13 protein-coding genes are annotated in these 16,660 nt (G+C 67.6%); 10 read left to right on the forward strand and 3 right to left on the reverse strand.

Going from position 1 to position 16,660, the window contains the following annotated elements:
• Nucleotides 1-192: 192 nt before the first annotated feature.
• Complete coding sequence (locus ASD28_RS28900; RefSeq protein ID WP_056136783.1) at nt 193-1,119, reverse strand: LysR substrate-binding domain-containing protein; 927 nt, start codon at nt 1,117-1,119, stop codon at nt 193-195.
• 301 nt (nt 1,120-1,420) lie between these two features.
• Here ASD28_RS28900 and ASD28_RS28905 point away from each other — a divergent pair, with 301 nt between their 5' ends.
• Genes ASD28_RS28905 through ASD28_RS28920 form a run of 4 tightly spaced genes read left to right on the forward strand, consistent with a single transcriptional unit; the run spans nt 1,421 to nt 6,980 of the window.
• Nucleotides 1,421-2,692, forward strand: a complete 1,272-nt coding sequence (locus ASD28_RS28905; protein ID WP_056136937.1) for a dicarboxylate/amino acid:cation symporter — start codon at nt 1,421-1,423, stop codon at nt 2,690-2,692.
• Between the two features lie 32 nt (nt 2,693-2,724).
• A complete protein-coding gene (locus ASD28_RS28910; RefSeq protein WP_229412075.1) occupies nt 2,725-3,735 on the forward strand; it encodes a porin in 1,011 nt (336 codons plus the stop codon).
• 29 nt (nt 3,736-3,764) lie between these two features.
• Complete coding sequence (locus tag ASD28_RS28915) at nt 3,765-5,627, forward strand: ATP-binding protein (protein WP_056136785.1); 1,863 nt, start codon at nt 3,765-3,767, stop codon at nt 5,625-5,627.
• Nucleotides 5,628-5,636: 9 nt separating this feature from the next.
• Nucleotides 5,637-6,980 carry a sigma-54 dependent transcriptional regulator gene (locus tag ASD28_RS28920; protein ID WP_056136787.1) on the forward strand — a complete coding sequence of 448 codons (1,344 nt, stop codon included), beginning with the start codon at nt 5,637-5,639 and terminating at the stop codon, nt 6,978-6,980.
• 24 nt (nt 6,981-7,004) lie between these two features.
• Here ASD28_RS28920 and ASD28_RS28925 read toward each other — a convergent pair whose 3' ends face one another.
• Nucleotides 7,005-8,435, reverse strand: a complete 1,431-nt coding sequence (locus ASD28_RS28925; RefSeq protein WP_056136789.1) for a sensor histidine kinase — start codon at nt 8,433-8,435, stop codon at nt 7,005-7,007.
• A gap of 2 nt (nt 8,436-8,437) precedes the next feature.
• Nucleotides 8,438-9,136, reverse strand: a complete 699-nt coding sequence (locus ASD28_RS28930) for a response regulator (protein ID WP_056136790.1) — start codon at nt 9,134-9,136, stop codon at nt 8,438-8,440.
• A 164-nt stretch (nt 9,137-9,300) separates the two neighbouring features.
• Here ASD28_RS28930 and ASD28_RS28935 point away from each other — a divergent pair, with 164 nt between their 5' ends.
• The 6 genes from ASD28_RS28935 (at nt 9,301) to ASD28_RS28960 (ending at nt 16,518) form a co-directional block, all read left to right on the forward strand.
• Nucleotides 9,301-10,356 carry a porin gene (locus ASD28_RS28935; protein WP_056136792.1) on the forward strand — a complete coding sequence of 352 codons (1,056 nt, stop codon included), beginning with the start codon at nt 9,301-9,303 and terminating at the stop codon, nt 10,354-10,356.
• A 21-nt stretch (nt 10,357-10,377) separates the two neighbouring features.
• On the forward strand, nt 10,378-11,331 hold the full coding sequence (locus tag ASD28_RS28940) for a tripartite tricarboxylate transporter substrate binding protein (RefSeq protein WP_056136794.1): 954 nt from the start codon (nt 10,378-10,380) through the stop codon (nt 11,329-11,331).
• Between the two features lie 23 nt (nt 11,332-11,354).
• Nucleotides 11,355-12,455, forward strand: a complete 1,101-nt coding sequence (locus ASD28_RS28945; RefSeq protein WP_056136795.1) for an ABC transporter substrate-binding protein — start codon at nt 11,355-11,357, stop codon at nt 12,453-12,455.
• Nucleotides 12,456-12,595: 140 nt separating this feature from the next.
• The gene (locus tag ASD28_RS28950; RefSeq protein WP_156650958.1) at nt 12,596-14,392 is read left to right on the forward strand and encodes an iron ABC transporter permease; all 1,797 of its coding nucleotides are present in this window, start codon (nt 12,596-12,598) and stop codon (nt 14,390-14,392) included.
• Nucleotides 14,393-14,413: 21 nt separating this feature from the next.
• On the forward strand, nt 14,414-15,487 hold the full coding sequence (locus ASD28_RS28955) for an ABC transporter ATP-binding protein (protein WP_056136797.1): 1,074 nt from the start codon (nt 14,414-14,416) through the stop codon (nt 15,485-15,487).
• Between the two features lie 26 nt (nt 15,488-15,513).
• Nucleotides 15,514-16,518 carry an AbrB family transcriptional regulator gene (locus tag ASD28_RS28960; protein ID WP_307169599.1) on the forward strand — a complete coding sequence of 335 codons (1,005 nt, stop codon included), beginning with the start codon at nt 15,514-15,516 and terminating at the stop codon, nt 16,516-16,518.
• The last annotated feature ends 142 nt before the right edge of the window (nt 16,519-16,660 follow it).

The following is a 16,660-nucleotide window of genomic DNA, read 5'->3' on the forward strand; positions in this document are numbered from 1 at the left end:
AGATAAAAAGGGTTTGGCTGATATTCGGATAATCGCAGGCGACTGGCCAAGCGGTCAATCCGTTGTAGCTCGCGCGGGATGATCGGCCGGAATAATTGACACCGGCACATCCGCCATCGACGCCTGCGGGCGTCTGCAACGCGCGCGCCAAGTAGCGATGTGACATGCCAGACGCGAACACCGCCACCAGCATCACGTCGCCGACTGCTGCGCGACGAGGTACTCCCACAGTTCCGCGACGATCTGCTTGCCCGGCCGCGCATCGGAAGGCCGTTCGCGATACAGCCGGATCTCCATCTCGATCTCCCACTGACCCGGTTCGCTGGCCCGCGCCAGCTGCCCCTGCGCGACCTCGCGCGTGACGGCGGATTCGGGCAGGAACGCGATGCCGTGGCCATCGAGCGCCATCATCTTGAGGCCTTCCGCCATGTCGGTCTCGTAGCGCTTGTCGACGTGCAGGCCGGGCTTCGCGTCGGCGAGGATCAGGTCCACCATCCGACCGAGGTAGGCGTTCGTCGTGTAGGAGAGGAACGGCAGCGGCGCGTCCCTGCGGCCGGGCAGGCGGTATTCCGCCTGGCTGTCCGCGCCGCAGCGGGCGTACGCGCACAACGCTTCGCGGCCCATCAGCAGCATGTCGTAGCGGCTTGGGTCGAGCTGCACCGGCTGGCGCGGATGGTGGTAGCACAGCAGCAGGTCGCATCCGCCTTCGACGAGCTGCAGCACCGCGTCATGGACGTTGAGGGCGATGAGGCGGCTGTTGATCGACGCGAAGTCGCGTTCCAGCGCGGCGAGCCACTTCGGCACGAACGTGAGCGACAGGGTATGCGGGACGGCCAGGTCGATCGTCTTCGTCGCCGTGACGCGATTGTTGCGCAGCATCTCGCGCACGCCGTTGATCTGCCCGAGCATTTCCAGCGCCTGTTCGTAGAAGATCATGCCGGCCGGCGTGACACGGGTGGGGAACGTGGTGCGGTCGATCAGGTCCGTGCCGAGCCAGTTTTCCAGCGAGCGGATGCGGCGCGAGAACGCGGGCTGCGTCACGTGCCGCAATTGCGCGGAGCGACTGAAGTTCTTGGTCTCGACCAGTGAAATGAAATCTTCCAGCCATTTGGTTTCCATGCCGCGTCCCGCACCGTTGAATATCGCGGCATTGTAAGGCCATTCCCGGCCCCGCAGACAGGGCCTTGCGGCGCCTTCCAAGTATTCATACAGCCCCCGCCGAGCGCGTCCCGAAAATTGGACGCTCCGCGCTGGCCAACTTCAGTTTCCAAAATAAAACACATTTGTAATCAGGAGTTTACGACGTAAATATTTCAAAGATCTCTCTGGCATGCGGCTTGCTGTTGTGGTCGCACCCGGTTCCCGCCGGGTCACGACAACACGCGGCGACAGTAAAACGCCGCGATTCTTGGAGATCAAAGTGAAAAAGAAGCGTCCCCTGACCCTGTACATCCTGATCGCGATGGTGCTGGGCGCCGCGGTCGGCTACGGCCTGCATGAAACCGTCGCCGACAAGACGATCAGCGCCGACATCGCCGCCCACATTTCCATCGTCACCGACGTGTTCCTCCGGTTGATCAAGATGATCATCTCGCTGCTCGTGTTCTCGACGCTGGCCGTCGGCATCGCGCACATGGGCGACGGCCGCGCCGCGGGCCGCATCGGCATGAAGGCCATGGCCTGGTTCGTGATCGCGTCGCTGGTCTCGCTGAGCCTGGGCATGTTGCTGTCGAACGTGATGCAGCTGGGCGCGCACCTGAACCTGCCGCTGCCGCCGATCGACGCGGCCACGGGCCTGAAGACCACGGCGTTCACCTTGAAGGACTTCGCCGCCCACCTGGTGCCGAAATCGCCGATCGAGGCGATGGCCAACAACGAGATCCTGCAGGTGCTCGTGTTCGCGCTGTTCTTCGGCGCCGCGCTGGGCGCGCTGGGCCCCGCCGCCGCCGGTCTCACCGCCGTGATCGACCAGCTGGCGCAGGTGATGCTGCGCATTACTGGCGTCATCATGAACATGGCGCCGCTGGCCGTGTTCGCGGCGATGGCCTCCATCATCACCACCAACGGCCTGGGCATCCTCTTCACGTTCGCCAAGTTCATGGGCGGCTTCTACCTCGGTCTCGTGACGCTGTGGTTGCTGCTGATCCTGGGCGGCTCGCTGTTCATCGGCAAGCGCGTGCTGCACCTGCTGGCGCTGATCCGCGAACCGTTCCTGCTCGCGTTTTCCACCGCCAGCTCGGAAGCCGCGTATCCCAAGCTGCTGCTGGCGCTCGACCAGTTCGGCGTGCAGCGCAAGATCTCCAGCTTCGTGCTGCCGATGGGGTATTCGTTCAACCTGGACGGCTCGATGATGTACTGCACCTTCGCCGTGCTGTTCATCACGCAGGCGTACGGCATCGACCTGTCGCTGGGCACGCAGATCACCATGCTGCTGCTGCTGATGCTGACCTCCAAGGGCATGGCCGGCGTGCCGCGCGCGTCGCTGGTCGTCATCGCCGCCACGCTGAACCAGTTCCACATTCCCGAAGCGGGCCTGCTGCTGTTGATGGGCATCGACCAGTTCCTCGACATGGGCCGCTCGGCCACCAATGCCGTCGGCAACGCCGTCGCCACGGCCGTCGTCGCCAACTGGGAAGGCGCGCTGGAAGAAAAACCGCAACAGGTCGCACCCGTCGTCGCGCAAGTCGGCTGACCACATAACAAATCAAATCAACGGAGACTTCATTGAAATATCGTCATATCGCCGGCGCCGGCGCCGGCGCGTGCGCGCTCGCCCTGTTTGCCACCTGCGCGCAGGCGCAATCGTTCGTGAAGGTCTACGGCGTCGCCGACGCCGGCATCGTGCTCGACCGCGGCGGCGCCGCCGGTTCGTCGCAGAACATCGGCAGCGGCGTGGCGTCCGGCTCGCGGCTGGGCTTCAAGGGCAAGGAAGATCTCGGCGACGGCCTGAGCGCCGTCTTCGTGGTGGAAAACGGCTACAACATCGACACCGGCAAGGCCGCGCAGGGCGGCCTGCTGTTCGGCCGCCAGGCGTACGTGGGCCTGTCCGGCGCGGCCGGCACGATCAGCCTGGGCCGCCAGTACGCGCCGTACTACAAGGTCATGCGCGACATCGCCGACCCGTTCTGCACGGGCCTCGCGGGCAATGCGCAGAACATCCTCCCCGGACTCGGCCGGGTCGACAACTCGGTCGAGTACCAGTCGCCGAAGTGGAACGGCCTGTCCGCCGATGTGCTGTACGGCGCGGGCGAAGTGGCCGGCGACGCCGCGAAGAACCGTACTTTCGACGCGTCGGCCACGTACGAAGCGGGTCCGCTGACGCTGGCGCTGACGCATCACCGGCAGAACGATGCGACGGGCGCCGCGCACGAGCGCAACACGATGCTGGTGGGCCGCTACCGCTTCGGCACCGTGACGGCGCACGCAGCCTTCGCGCGCAACCGCAACGTGCTGGGCCACGCCAGCCGCGACGCGCTGCTGGGCGCGGCCGTGCAGGCCGGCGCCGCGGGCAGAGTGCTCGCGTCCGTGATCGTCCACCACGACGATTCCGGCCGCGGTGCAAACGCGCGCCAGGCCGCGATCGGCTACGAGTACAGCCTGTCGCGCCGCACCGACCTGTACGCGGCGTATGGCCATATCGTCAACCGCGGCGGCGCCGCGTACACGGTCGGCGACGCCACGAACGCCGGTACCGGCACCACGGGCATCAACCTGGGCGTGCGTCATGTGTTTTAATCGCACAACGTAAACATTCCAGGACCGCCATGCCCGCAGCCGCACCCACCGTCAACCCGCAGCAGACCGGCCGCTGGCCGCGGCGGCTGGGGCTGTCGCTCATGCTGCTACTGGTGTGCGCGGCGCTGGCGGCCGTGGCGTACCGCTATGCCGAGGATGCCGCGATCGACCGGCTGCGGCTGTCCGGCGCGCAGCGCCTGGACACGTACGCGGCCGGCCTCGAACACCTGCTGTCCAAGTACGATTTCCTGCCCGGCACGTTCGAACTGAACAAGGACGTCATCGCGCTGCTGCGCCAGCCGGGCGACGAGGCGCTGCGCCGGGACGTGAACATCTACCTGGAGCGCGTCAACCGGCTGGCCGGGTCGACCAGCATCTACATCGTCAACCTGAAGGGCGTGACGCAGGCCGCCAGCAACTGGCGCGCGCCCGACAGCTACGTCGGCGACTACATCGCGTTCCGGCCCTATATCCGCGAGGCCCTGCGGGGCATGCCGGGCGGTTTTTACGGGGTCGGCACGACCCGCGGCGAGCCCGGCTATTACTTTGCCCGCGGCATTTATCACGAGGGCCGCATGCTGGGCGTGGCGACCGTCAAGGTCAACATCGAGAGCCTGGAGGCGAGTTGGGCGGAGGCCGGCGGCAAGGCCTTGCTCACCGATGCGCATGGTGTCGTGTTCCTGAGTTCGGTGCCCGAATGGAAATACCGGACGCTTGCGCCGCTGACGCCGGCCGCGCGGCAGGAACTGGAACAGTCGCGCCAGTATTTCTCGCATGCGCTCACGCCGCTGGGCCTGCGCGAGGTGCGCGCGCTTGACGCCCGCGCGCGCATCGTCGCCGGACCGCCGCCGGCCACCGGGCCGATGCTGAGCCAGTCGCGCGGGCTGGTGACGCGCAACTGGCAGATGGTGTACCTGTCCGACCTCGCGCCGGCCCGCGCGAGCGCCCGCGCGGCGGCGCTGCTGACGGTGCTGTCGGAAGCGCTGGCGGTCATGCTCGTGCTGTATGCGCGCCAGCGCCACCGCCTGGGCCGGCAGCGCCAGCGGGCGCGCGAGGATCTGCAGCGCGCGTACGACCAGCTGGAACACCTGGTGGCCGACCGCACCGCGAGCCTGGAGCAGATCACGCGCGAGCTGCGCGACGAGAACGCCGTGCGGCGCCAGGCCGAAGAGCAGTTGCGCAAGGCGCAGAGCGAATTGGTCCAGGCGGGCAAGATGGCCGTGCTCGGGCAGCTCTCCGCCGGCATCACGCATGAACTGAACCAGCCGCTGACGGCGCTACGCACGATGGCGGACAATGCCCGCGTGCTGATCGAGCGCGGCCGGCACGCCGACGCCTCGGCGAACCTCACGACCATCTCGCAACTGGTCGAGCGCATGGGCCAACTGACCGGGCAGCTGCGCCAGTTCGCGCGCAAGTCCGACACGCGGCCGAGCGCCGTGCCGGTGGCGGATGCCGTCACCGCGGCGCTGTTCCTCGTCGAGCGCCGCATCGCGCAGGAACGTGTAGGATTCCGCATGGCGACCCATCCGCGCGACCTGTACGCGCTGTGCGACAGCAACCGGCTGCAGCAAGTCCTCGTCAACCTGTTCGGCAATGCGCTCGATGCGATGGAGATGGCGGGAAGTCATCCGCGCCAGCTCGTCGTCGAAGCGGGAGGCGCGGGGGCGCGCGTCCTGATCTCCGTGACGGACAGCGGTCCCGGCATCCCGGAGGACGTCCGCGCGCACCTGTTCGAACCCTTCTTTACCACCAAGCCGCAGGGCAAAGGACTGGGCCTCGGGCTCGCGATCTCCGAGCAGATCGTGCGCGAGTCCGGCGGCCGGCTGCGGGCCGAGTCGCTGCCCGAGGGCGGCGCCCGGTTCATCATCGATCTGCCCCGGGCGGAGTAGGAGACAACCATGTACGAATCCATGAAAGTGCTGCTCGTCGAAGACGACGCCATCGTCCGCGCGGGCAGCGCGCAGGCGCTCGATCTCGCCGGCTTCCAGGTCGAGGCGTTCGACGCCGCCGAGCCGGCGCTGGCGCAGATAAAGCCCGGTTTCGCGGGCGTCGTCGTCAGCGACGTGCGCCTGCCCGGCATGGGCGGCATCGAGCTGATGGCCGCCGTCAAGGCCATCGATGCGCAGCTGCCGGTGATCCTCGTGACGGGCCACGGCGACATCTCGATGGCCGTCGGCGCGATGCGCGGCGGCGCCTACGATTTCATCCCCAAGCCGTATTCGTCGGAACAGCTGGTCGAGGCGGTGCAGCGCGCGCTGGAGACGCGGCGCCTGATCCTGGAAGTCGAGACGCTGCGGCACCGCATCGCGAACGGCGAGGGCATCGAGGCGATGCTGCTGGGTGATTCGGCCCCGATGCGCGACCTGCGCCGCCTGATCCTGGACCTGGCCGACGAATCGGCCGACGTGCTGATCTACGGCGAGACGGGCACCGGCAAGGAGATGGTGGCGCGCTGCCTGCACCAGTTCAGCCGCCGCCGCGCGCATCATTTCGTCGCCCTGAATTGCGGCGCGATCCCGGAAAACATCTTCGAGAGCGAAGTGTTCGGCCACGAACCGGGCGCGTTCACGGGCGCGACCAAGCGCCAGGTCGGCAAGATCGAGCATGCCGACAAGGGTTCGCTGTTCCTCGACGAGATCGAAAGCCTGCCGCTGTCGCTGCAGGTCAAGCTGCTGCGCGTGCTGCAGGAACGCTACGTCGAGCGGCTCGGCTCCAACCACCCGGTGCCGGTGGACGTGCGCGTGATCGCCGCGTCCAAGGTCGACCTGAAGGAATGGTCGGACCAGCAGAAATTCCGCAGCGACCTGTACTACCGCCTGAACCTGATCGTGCTGAACCTGCCGCCGCTGCGCGAGCGGCGCGAGGACATCCCGTTGTTGTTCGAACACTTCATGCTGGGCGCGGCGGCCCGCTACAAGCGCGCCGCGCCCACGGTGCCGGGGCCGCTGATGCAATCGCTGATGGCGCACGACTGGCCCGGCAACGTGCGCGAGCTGCGCAACATCGCGGAACGCTTCGTGCTGGGCCTGTCCAGCGGCGCGGACGGCCTGCTGACCGCGCGCACGGCGGCGCCGGTGCCGCTCGCGGACCAGGTGGGCGCGTTCGAGCGCGCCGTCATCGAACAGGAGTTGCGCCGGGCGGCGGGGAGCGTCGTCGACGTCGCTGCGGCGCTCGGGGTGCCCAAGCAGACGCTGTACTACAAGATGCAGAAATACGGGCTTACGCCGGACGACTACCGCTAGATTAAATTGACCGACGTACTTGCGTTACAGGCCTAACGGGAACGTCACGCTGACCTTCAATCCGCGTCCGCTTTCCGCTCGGTCAAGCGCCAGCGTCGCCCCATGCACCGTGGCGATGTCGCGCACGATGGCGAGCCCCAGCCCCGTGCCGCCCGGATTGCTCTCCAGCGTCGCCTGCGCCCGGTAGAAGGGCATGAACACCTTGTCGTATTCGGCCGGATCGAGTCCCGGCCCGCTGTCCTGCACGTCGAGCACGACGACGCCGATCAGCCGCCGCACGCGCAGCAGCACGGTGCCGCCCGGCGGCGTGTAGCGGATCGCGTTGTCGACCAGGTTGCTCGCCAGTTCGTGCAGCAGCAGCGCCTGGCCGTCGATGGTCGTGGCGCCGTCGTCTTCCGCCTCCAGCGCCAGGTCGATGCCTTTCTGGACGGCCGGCAGCGCCAGTTCCAGTCCGACCTGGCGCGCCACCTCGGACAACGCCACCGGCGCCAGTGCCGCGTTCGCGCCGCCGTGCTCGATGCGCGCGAGCGTCAGCAGGCGGTTCGCGAGGTGCACGGTCGAATCGGTCGTCGCCGCGATCGAGCGCACGATGGCCTGCATCGCGGCCGGGTCGTTTTCGCGCAGCGCCAGCTCGGCCTGAGTCTTGAGCACCGTCAGCGGCGTGCGCAGCTGGTGCGAAGCGTCGGCGATGAAGCGGCGCTGGCTCGCGATCAGGTTCTGCATGCGCGCCATCGTCCCGTTCATCGCGGCGACCAGCGGCCGCACTTCGCGGTGCACGAGGGCTTCGTCGACGTCGGACAGGTCGGAGATCGCGCGCGTCTCCACGACCTGTTTCAGCTGCATCAGCGGCTGCAGCACGAGGCGCACGGCGAACCACACGAGCGTCGCCACGGCCAGCACGAGCAGCGCCTGGCGCAGCAGGGTGTTGAGCAGGATGCGCCGCGACAGCGCGCGCCGTGCGTCCAGCGTCTCGCCCACCTGGATCAGGGCGATGCCGCGCATGGAATCGTCGTACACGGGTTGCAGCAGGGCGGCGATGCGCACCGGCTCGCCGTTGTAGTCGGCGTGGTAGAAACGCACGAGGGCCGGATACAGTTCGGAGCGGGGCGTGTCCTTCGGGACGGGCGGCAGGTCGTCGTAGCCGGACACCGTCTCGCCATGCAGCCCGCCCACGCGGTAGTAGATGCGGCCGAGGGTATCGGTCTCGAAGCTGTCCAGCGCCACGTAGGGCACGTCCGCCACGACCTTGCCGTCGCGGACGGACACGCGCTCCGCGAGCGCGCGCGTGGACGCGAGCAGGGAACGGTCGTAGGCGATGTCGGCGGCGTCGAGCGCGTCGCGGTACAGCGAGACGGCGTTGGCCGCCACGAGGATCACGAGCGGCACGATCAGCCAGCGCAGCAGCTGGCCGCGCAGGCTGCCCAGCTTCGTCGTCGCCGCCGGCAGGAACCGCATGCTCAGGACGCGGCCGGCGGCCGTTCCTGCAGCAGGTAGCCGATGCCGCGCAGGGTGGCGATGGCGGCGCCGCCGTCCGGGCGCTTGTCCAGTTTCTTGCGCACGCGGTGGATGTACAGTTCGATGGCGTCGAGGTTGGCGTCGTCGTCCAGCGCGAACACTTCGTCGAACAGCTTTTCCTTCGAGACGGCGCGGCCCGGGCGCGAGATCAGCGCTTCCAGCACGGCGTGCTCGCGCGGCGTCAGCGCCAGCGGCTCGCCGCAGTAGGTGAACATGCGCGATACCGTGTCGAAGCTGAGCTGCCCGCACGTGTGCACCAGCGCCTCGTTGCCGACGCTCCGGCGCAGCAGCGCCTTCACGCGCGCTTCCAGTTCGGCGAGTTCGAACGGCTTGGCGAGGTAATCGTCCGCGCCCAGGTTCAGGCCCTGCACCCGTTCTTCCAGGCCGCCGCGCGCCGTCAGGATCATCACGGGCGTGCGTCCGCGCGTGCCGCCGCGCGCCCGCAGGCGGCGCAGCACTTCCAGGCCGTCCATGCGGGGCAGGGTCAGGTCCAGGATCACGAGCGCGTAGTCCTGGGTGTGCAGCAGCGCGTCGGCGTCGGCGCCGGTGGCCGCGCATTCGACGGTGAGATTGGCGTCGCGCAGGGCTTTGGATACCCAGTGCGACAGCTCGACGTGGTCTTCGACTAACAGGATTCGCATCGCGCCAGTGTAAGCGACGATCCGCTTCGTGTCTCCATCCCTAAGTGATTTCCACAACACCCGACATTGAAAGGTTCAGTGAAAGCTGATTGAAAGGTTGGCGGACCTATCCTTGGTCTCACGAAGCGGCACACGACCGCCTTGATGACAACAACGGAGACAATATGAAGAAATCGGCCCTCGCGCTCGCCGTCCTGGCAGCGCTTTCCCTGAACGCATCCGCCCAGACCAATGTCCAGGTCTACGGCATCATGGATGCCGGCGTCGAATACGTGAACCACGCAACCGCCAGCGACGGCAGCCAGGTGCGCGTCGTCTCGGGCGGCAAGAACACGTCGCGCTGGGGCTTCCGCGGCAGCGAAGACCTGGGCGGCGGCCTGAAAGCCATCTTCAACCTGGAAGGCGGCGTCATGCTCGACACCGGCGCGCAGGACGGCAACCTGTTCAAGCGCCAGGCCAACGTCGGCCTCGAAGGCGGCTTCGGCCGCGTGATCATCGGCCGCTCGTTCACGACGACCTACGACCTGGTCATCAAGTTCGACCCGATGGGCTTCGCGCCCAACTATTCCTGGGCGACGTCGAGCAACGCCACCGGCCCGTCGAAGTACGGCATGACGACGGCGTTCGACAACCTGATCAAGTACACCGGCACCACGGGCGGCTTCACCTACGGCGCCACCATCGGCATGGGCGAGCAGGCCGGCAGCGCGGCCGATGGCCGCAAGTACGCCGTCGGCGGTTCCTGGTTCGGCGGCCCCGTCGGCCTGATGGCGTCGTACGAACAAATCAACGGCAACACGCTCGCCGCCACCGGCGACCGCGACAAGACGACGGCCTTCCACCTGGGCGCCCTGTACAAGGCGGGTCCGATGACCTACCAGGCCGGCATGCGCGGCTACAAGCTCCAGTCGGGCAAGGCAGCCACGCCGGACGTGCGCGGCGACACCTACTGGGCCGGCGCCACCTGGGCGGCCTACCCGTGGACCCTGACGGGCGCCGTCTACCACGTCAACACGAAGAACCTGCCGTCCGCGAAGGACGCGGATCCGACGATGCTCGTGGGCCGTGCAATGTACTCGCTGTCCAAGCGCGTCTGGCTGTACGCATCGGTGGCGCATGCCAAGGCCGACCACGGCCAGCTCGTGGGCCTGTCGCGCGACGATCCGGGCTTCGGATCGACGCAGACCGGCGTCACCACCGGCATCCAGTACCGGTTCTGACCGACCCCTGGCCGCAACATCATGAAGCGCGCCATCTCGATCCTTACCGCCGCGGCACTGTCCGCGGCAGCGGCGGCGGCCAGCGCCAACGCCGAATGCGTGGTGCCGTCCAAACCGGGCGGCGCCATGGACCTGACCTGCAAGCTGGCCCAGAAGGCCTTGCCGGACGCGAAGCTGAAACTGGCCTACCTGCCGGGCGGGATCGGCGCCGTCGCGTGGCACACCCTCGTGTCGCAGCGGCGCGCCGAACCTGACACGCTCGTCGCGTTCTCGGGCGGTTCGCTGCTGAATCTCGCCGAAGGAAAATTCGGCAAGGCGCTTGCTGCCGACGTGCGCTGGGTCGCGGCGCTGGGCGTCGACTACGGCATGATCGCGGTGCGTTCCGACGCGCCGTGGCACAGCCTGGACGAGCTGATGGACGCGATCCGCAAGAATCCGCAGCAGGTCCTGATCGGCGTGTCCGGCACCATCGGCAGCCAGGACTGGATGAAGGTCGCGCTGCTGGCGCGTCACGCCGGCATCGAACCGCGGCGCCTGCGCTTCGTCGCGCTGGAAGGCGGCGGCGAGACATTCACGGCGATGAGCGCGAACTATGTGCAGGTGATCTCGGGCGACGCATCGGAAGCGGTGCTGTATGCCGGCCCGGGCAAGGTGCGCGTGCTGGCCGTGCTGGCCGAGAAGCGCCTGGCCGGCGTGCTGGCGTCCGTGCCGACGGCGCGCGAGCAGGGCTACGACATCGTGTGGCCCGTGATCCGCGGCGTGTGGATGGGCCCCGGCGTGCCGGATGCCGACTACCGCCGCTGGGTCGATGCCTTCGCCCGCGTGCAGGCCACCCCCGATTTCGCGGCGTTGCGCACCCAGGCCGGCCTGTACCCGTTCTCGCTCACGGGCGACGCGCTCACGCGCTGGGTCAAGCAGGCCATCAACGATTACAACCGACAGGCCAGGGAATTCAGCCTGGTCCGCGAACACTGACAACAACACCCTAGGAGACAACCATGAATTTCAAGAAGACCGCATTTGCCACTTCCTTTGCAGCTGCTGTTTTCGCCTTCGCCGCACCGGTGCAGGCGCAGGCCCCGGCAGGCTACCCGGCCGGCTACCAGCAACTGATCGACGCCGCGAAGAAGGAAGGCAAGCTGGTGATCTACGGCGCCACCGACAGCAAGGCCGCCGAACCGCTGATCTCCGATTTCAAGACGATGTACCCGGGCATCACGGTCGAGTACAACGACATGAACTCGACCGAAGTCTACAACCGCTTTTTCTCCGAGAACGCGGCCGGCGGCGACACGGCCGACGTGCTGTGGTCGTCGGCGATGGACCTGCAGATGAAGCTGGCCGCGGGCGGCTATGCGCTGCCCTATAAATCGGTCGAAGCCGCGAAGATCCCCGGCTGGGCCGTCTGGAAGGACATGGCCTACGGCACCACGTTCGAGCCGGCCGCCTTCGTCTACAACAAGCGCCTGCTGAAGCCCGAGGAAGTCCCGCAGACGCACGCCGATTTCGTGCGCATCATCCAGCAGCCGAAATTCCAGGACAAGGTCACCACCTACGACATCGAGAAATCCGGCGTCGGCTTCATGTTCATGACGCAGGACGCGCGCGCCTACCCGCAATACAAGCAGCTGGAACAGGCGTTCGGCGCGGCCAGGGTGCGCGTGCAGTCGTCGACCGGCACCATGCTGGAGCGGATCTCGTCGGGCGAAAACCTGATCGGCTACAACGTGATGGGTTCCTACGCGCTCGTGCGCGCCAAGAACGATCCGTCGCTGGGCGTCGTGCTGCCGAAGGACTACACCCTGATCATTTCGCGCGTCCAGTTCATCAACAAGATGTCCAAGCACCCGAACGCGTCGAAGCTGTGGATCGACTACATGCTGTCGCACCGCGGCCAGACCGTCATCGCCAATGCCTCCAAGCTGTACGCGATCCGCGCCGACGTCACCGGCGAAACGACGTCCACTGACCTGATCAAGATGGTCGGCGAGAAGAACATCAGGCCGCTGCCGGTCAGCCCGGCCGTCGGGGAATACCTGGATCCGGCGCTGCGCCTGGCGTTCCTGAAGGAGTGGAAAGCCACTGCCGGCAAGAAGTAAGCCAACCCTTGAACCGTCGTCCCCGCGGACGCGGGGACCCATACTGAGCCGACCAGGACACTCAGCATGGGTTCCCGCCTGCGCGGGAACGACGGGTTCAGGCTTCATCTCAATCGGACACTCCCATGCCTACTTCAACCATGCCACTGGAATCCAAGGGCGCCGACGCCGGCAGCCTGCCGGCCGTGCGCGCGCCGCGCTTCAACTGGACGCGCGGCATCGTCGTGCTGCTCACCTGCGTGGCCATCTTCCTGCCGCTGTACCTCATCTTCTACCAGAGCTTCCTGACGGCGCCGTTCTTCATGCCCGACAAGATGCTCGGCCTGGACGCGTACCGCTTCATCTTCGATGACCCCGACTTCTGGCTCGCCTTCAAGAACGGCCTCATTCTGGCCGGCGGCCTTGCCGCCATCGCCGTGCCGCTGGGCGGCATGCTCGCCTTCCTGATGGTCCGCACCGACCTGCCGGGCCGCGGCATCGTCGCGCCGCTGCTGCTCGTGCCGATCTTCGTGTCGCCGATGGTGATGGGCTTCGGCTACGTCGTCGCCATGGGCCCCGTCGGCTTCTACTCGACGTGGGCGCACGACCTGCTGGGCTTCGTGCCGTGGAACGTGTACTCGTTCGCGAGCATCGTCGTCATCGCCGGCCTCACGCACGTGCCGCACGTGTACCTGTACGCCTCGTCCGCGCTGAAGAGCCTCGGTTCCGACGTGGAGGAAGCGGCGCGCGTCTCCGGCGCGTCGCCGTGGCAGGTGATGTTCAACGTGTCGCTGCCGATGATCATGCCGGCCCTCGCGTATGCGGGCGTGCTCGTGTTCTTCCTCGGCTTCGAAGTGTTCGGCCTCGTGCTCGTGCTGGGCGACCCGGAAGGCCACCTCGTGCTGGCGACTTACCTGTACAAGCTGACGAACAAACTGGGCACGCCGTCGTACCACCTGATGGCCGCCGTCGCCGTCTGCCTCGTCGCCGTGACGATGCCGCTCGTGATGCTCCAGCGCTGGCTCCTGAAGTCGGCCAACAAATACGTGTCCATCAAGGGCAAGGGCGCGCGCCAGAAGCCGCTCGCGCTGGGCAAGTGGAAGTGGGTCGCCTTCGCCGTGCTGGGCACGTGGATCGCCGTCACCATCGTGCTGCCGTTGACCGGCATCGTGCTGCGCTCGTTCGTCCAGTACTGGGGCGAGGGCGTGAAACTGGCCGACGTGCTCACCCTGCAGCACTTCCGCGACATCTTCGAGCAGCCGTCGCTCGTGCGCGGCATCGTCAACACGATCCTGATCGGCGTGATCGGCGGCGCGCTGGCCGTGGCCTGCTACACCGCGATCGCGCTGGCCATGCACCGCAAGAACGACGGCGTCACGCGCCTGCTGGACTACAGCGTCCTCGTGCCGCGCGCGGTGCCGGGCCTGCTGGCCGGCCTGTCGTTCCTGTGGGTGTTCCTGTTCGTGCCGAGCTGGCTGGACGGCATCCTGCACGGCATGGACAACGGCGTGGCCGCCTGGCTGTCGGAGCACGTCATCCCGGCCCTGCGCCAGCTGCGCTCGACGATCTTCGCGCTGTGGCTCGCGTACTCCGTCGTGTGGCTCGCCTACGGCATGCGCCTCGTGTCGACGTCGCTGCTGCAGGTGGGCCCGGAACTGGAAGAGGCGGCACGCGCCGTGGGCGCCAGCCGCGGCCGCGTGACCCGCGACGTGACGCTCCCGCTGATCAAGTTCGGCATGCTGGGCGCCTGGCTGATGGTGTTCCTGATCTTCGAACGCGAATACTCGACGGGCGTGTACCTGCTGTCGCCCGGCACCGAGGTGATCGGCGCGATGCTCGTGTCGCTGTGGGCCGGCGGCTCGACGGACCTCGTGGCCGCGCTCTCGTTCATCAACATCACGCTCGTGGCCATCGGCCTCGGTATCGCGCTGCGTTTCGGCGTGAAGCTTCATAACTAATAGAATCGCGAGACAAACATCATGAACGTTTTGACCGTCAACGACCTGCACCTCGACTACGGCCATGGCGCCACCGCCAACCCGATCCTGAAGGGCGTGTCGATGCATTTGCAGCGCGGCGAAGTGGTGGCGCTGCTGGGCCCCTCGGGCAGCGGCAAGACCACGCTGCTGCGCGCCGTGGCCGGCCTGGAAAGCCCGAAGGCCGGCACGATCGACATCGGCGAGCGCCGCGTGTACGACGGCAGTAAAAAACTCGAACTGCCGGCGGAAGCGCGCAACCTGGGCCTCGTGTTCCAGTCGTATGCGCTGTGGCCGCACAAGACCGTGTTCGACAACGTCGCCTACGGCCTCAAGCTGCGCAAGCTCGCCGCGCGCGACATCGAACCGAAGGTGCGCGAAGTGCTCGCGCAACTGGGCCTCGGCCACCTGGGCGAGCGCTTCCCGCACCAGCTCTCCGGCGGCCAGCAGCAGCGGGTGGCGATCGCCCGCGCGCTCGTCTACAACCCGCCGGTGATCCTGCTCGACGAACCGCTGTCGAACCTGGACGCCAAGCTGCGCGAGGAAGCCCGTGCGTTCCTGCGCGAGCTGATCGTGCGCCTGGGCCTGTCGGCACTGATGGTCACGCACGACCAGGCCGAGGCAATGGCGATCTCGGACCGCATCCTCCTGCTCAACAACGGCAAGATCGAGCAGCAGGGTACGCCGCAATCGATGTACGAAGCGCCGGACACGCTGTTCACCGCGGAGTTCATGGGCAGTAACAACCGCCTGCCGGCGCGCGTCGTGGCGCGCAGCGGCGGCGCGGCCCGCCTGCAGGTGGAAGGCATGGCGCTGAACGCGACGGCGCGCGGCAGCGGTGCCTCGGATCCGGACGTGGAAGCGTCGGCGCTGATCCGCGTGGAAGAGGTGCGCATCGGCCGCACGCCCGTCGACAACGGCATCCAGCTGCCGCTGTCCACCTGCATGTACCTGGGCGACCGGTGGGAATGCCTGTTCAAGCACGGTAATTCGAGCGTGCGCGCGTACTCCAAGCACCGCGTCGATCCGGGCCAGTACTGGCTCGAGATGCCGGCCGAGAAGCTCTGGGTGTTCTGATCAGGACGTTCCTCCCCGCGCTGGCGCTGGCCTTCACGGCGGCGCAGCTGTGCATCTTGCTCGACACGCCGCTGCCGTGGATGATCGGCCCGCTGTTCTCGACGGCGATCGCGTGCATGTTGGGCGCGCGCCTCTCGGCCCCCGTGCAGGCGCGCGAGGCGGGGCAGTGGGCCATCGGTAGCGCGCTGGGCCTGTACTTCAGCGCGCCCGTGCTGGCGGTGCTGGCGCGGCACCTCGGCTGGATCCTGCTGGCGGTCTCCTTCGCGATCTGTCTCGGCATGGCCGGCGGCGCGCTGCTGCGCCGGCTGTCCGGCAGCGACGACGCGACGGCCTTCTTCGCGATGGCCGTCGGCGGCGCTTCCGAGATGGCCGTGCAGGCGGAGCGCCACGGCGCCGTCGTCGAACGCGTGGCGGCCGCGCACAGCCTGCGCATCATGATGGTCGTCGGCACCATTCCATTCGCCGTGCGCTGGTTCGCGGCCCACGGCTGGGGCAACGGCCTCGATGCGTTCGTGCCGCTCGCCGGCCGGGTCGATGCGGCCGGCCTGTGCGTGCTCATCGCCGTCACCAGCTGCGCCGCGCTGGCGCTGAAACGCCTGCGCGTGCCGAACGCCTGGGTGATCGGCCCGCTGGTCGTGGCGATGATGCTGACGGCGGCCGGCGTGCAGCTGTCGCGTCTACCCGAGTGGATGATCCGCACGGGCCAGCTGTTCATCGGCGTCTCGCTCGGCACGCGGTTCACGCCCGCGTTCGTGCACACGGCGCCGCGCTTCCTGGCCAGCGTGGCGGCGTGCACGGCGGTCACGTTGCTGCTGGCGGGCCTGTTCGCGTTCTGCGTGGCGGCCGTGACGGGCCTGCACCCGGGGACGATGGTGCTGGCCACGTCGCCCGGCGGCATCGCCGAGATGGCGCTGACGGCGCGCGTGCTGCACCTGGGCGTGCCCGTCGTGACGGCGTTCCACGTCGCGCGCATGGTGGTCGTCGTGCTGGGGATAGCGCCGCTGTACCGGGTGTGGACGCGGATCGGGTGACGCCCGGCGCGACTTGGCGTTAGCGTGGTTGCATATCCAGTCGCTCCGGGTAGCGGATTGTGCGACCATTGATTCACGCCCAGCAACATTGTGTGTTCAACGTGCCGGTTGTGTTGTAGATTGTCGCATCCCCGACATCCGC

The organism is Massilia sp. Root133 (genome assembly GCF_001426525.1).
Classification (GTDB): Bacteria; Pseudomonadota; Gammaproteobacteria; order Burkholderiales; family Burkholderiaceae_D; genus Telluria; species Telluria orientalis.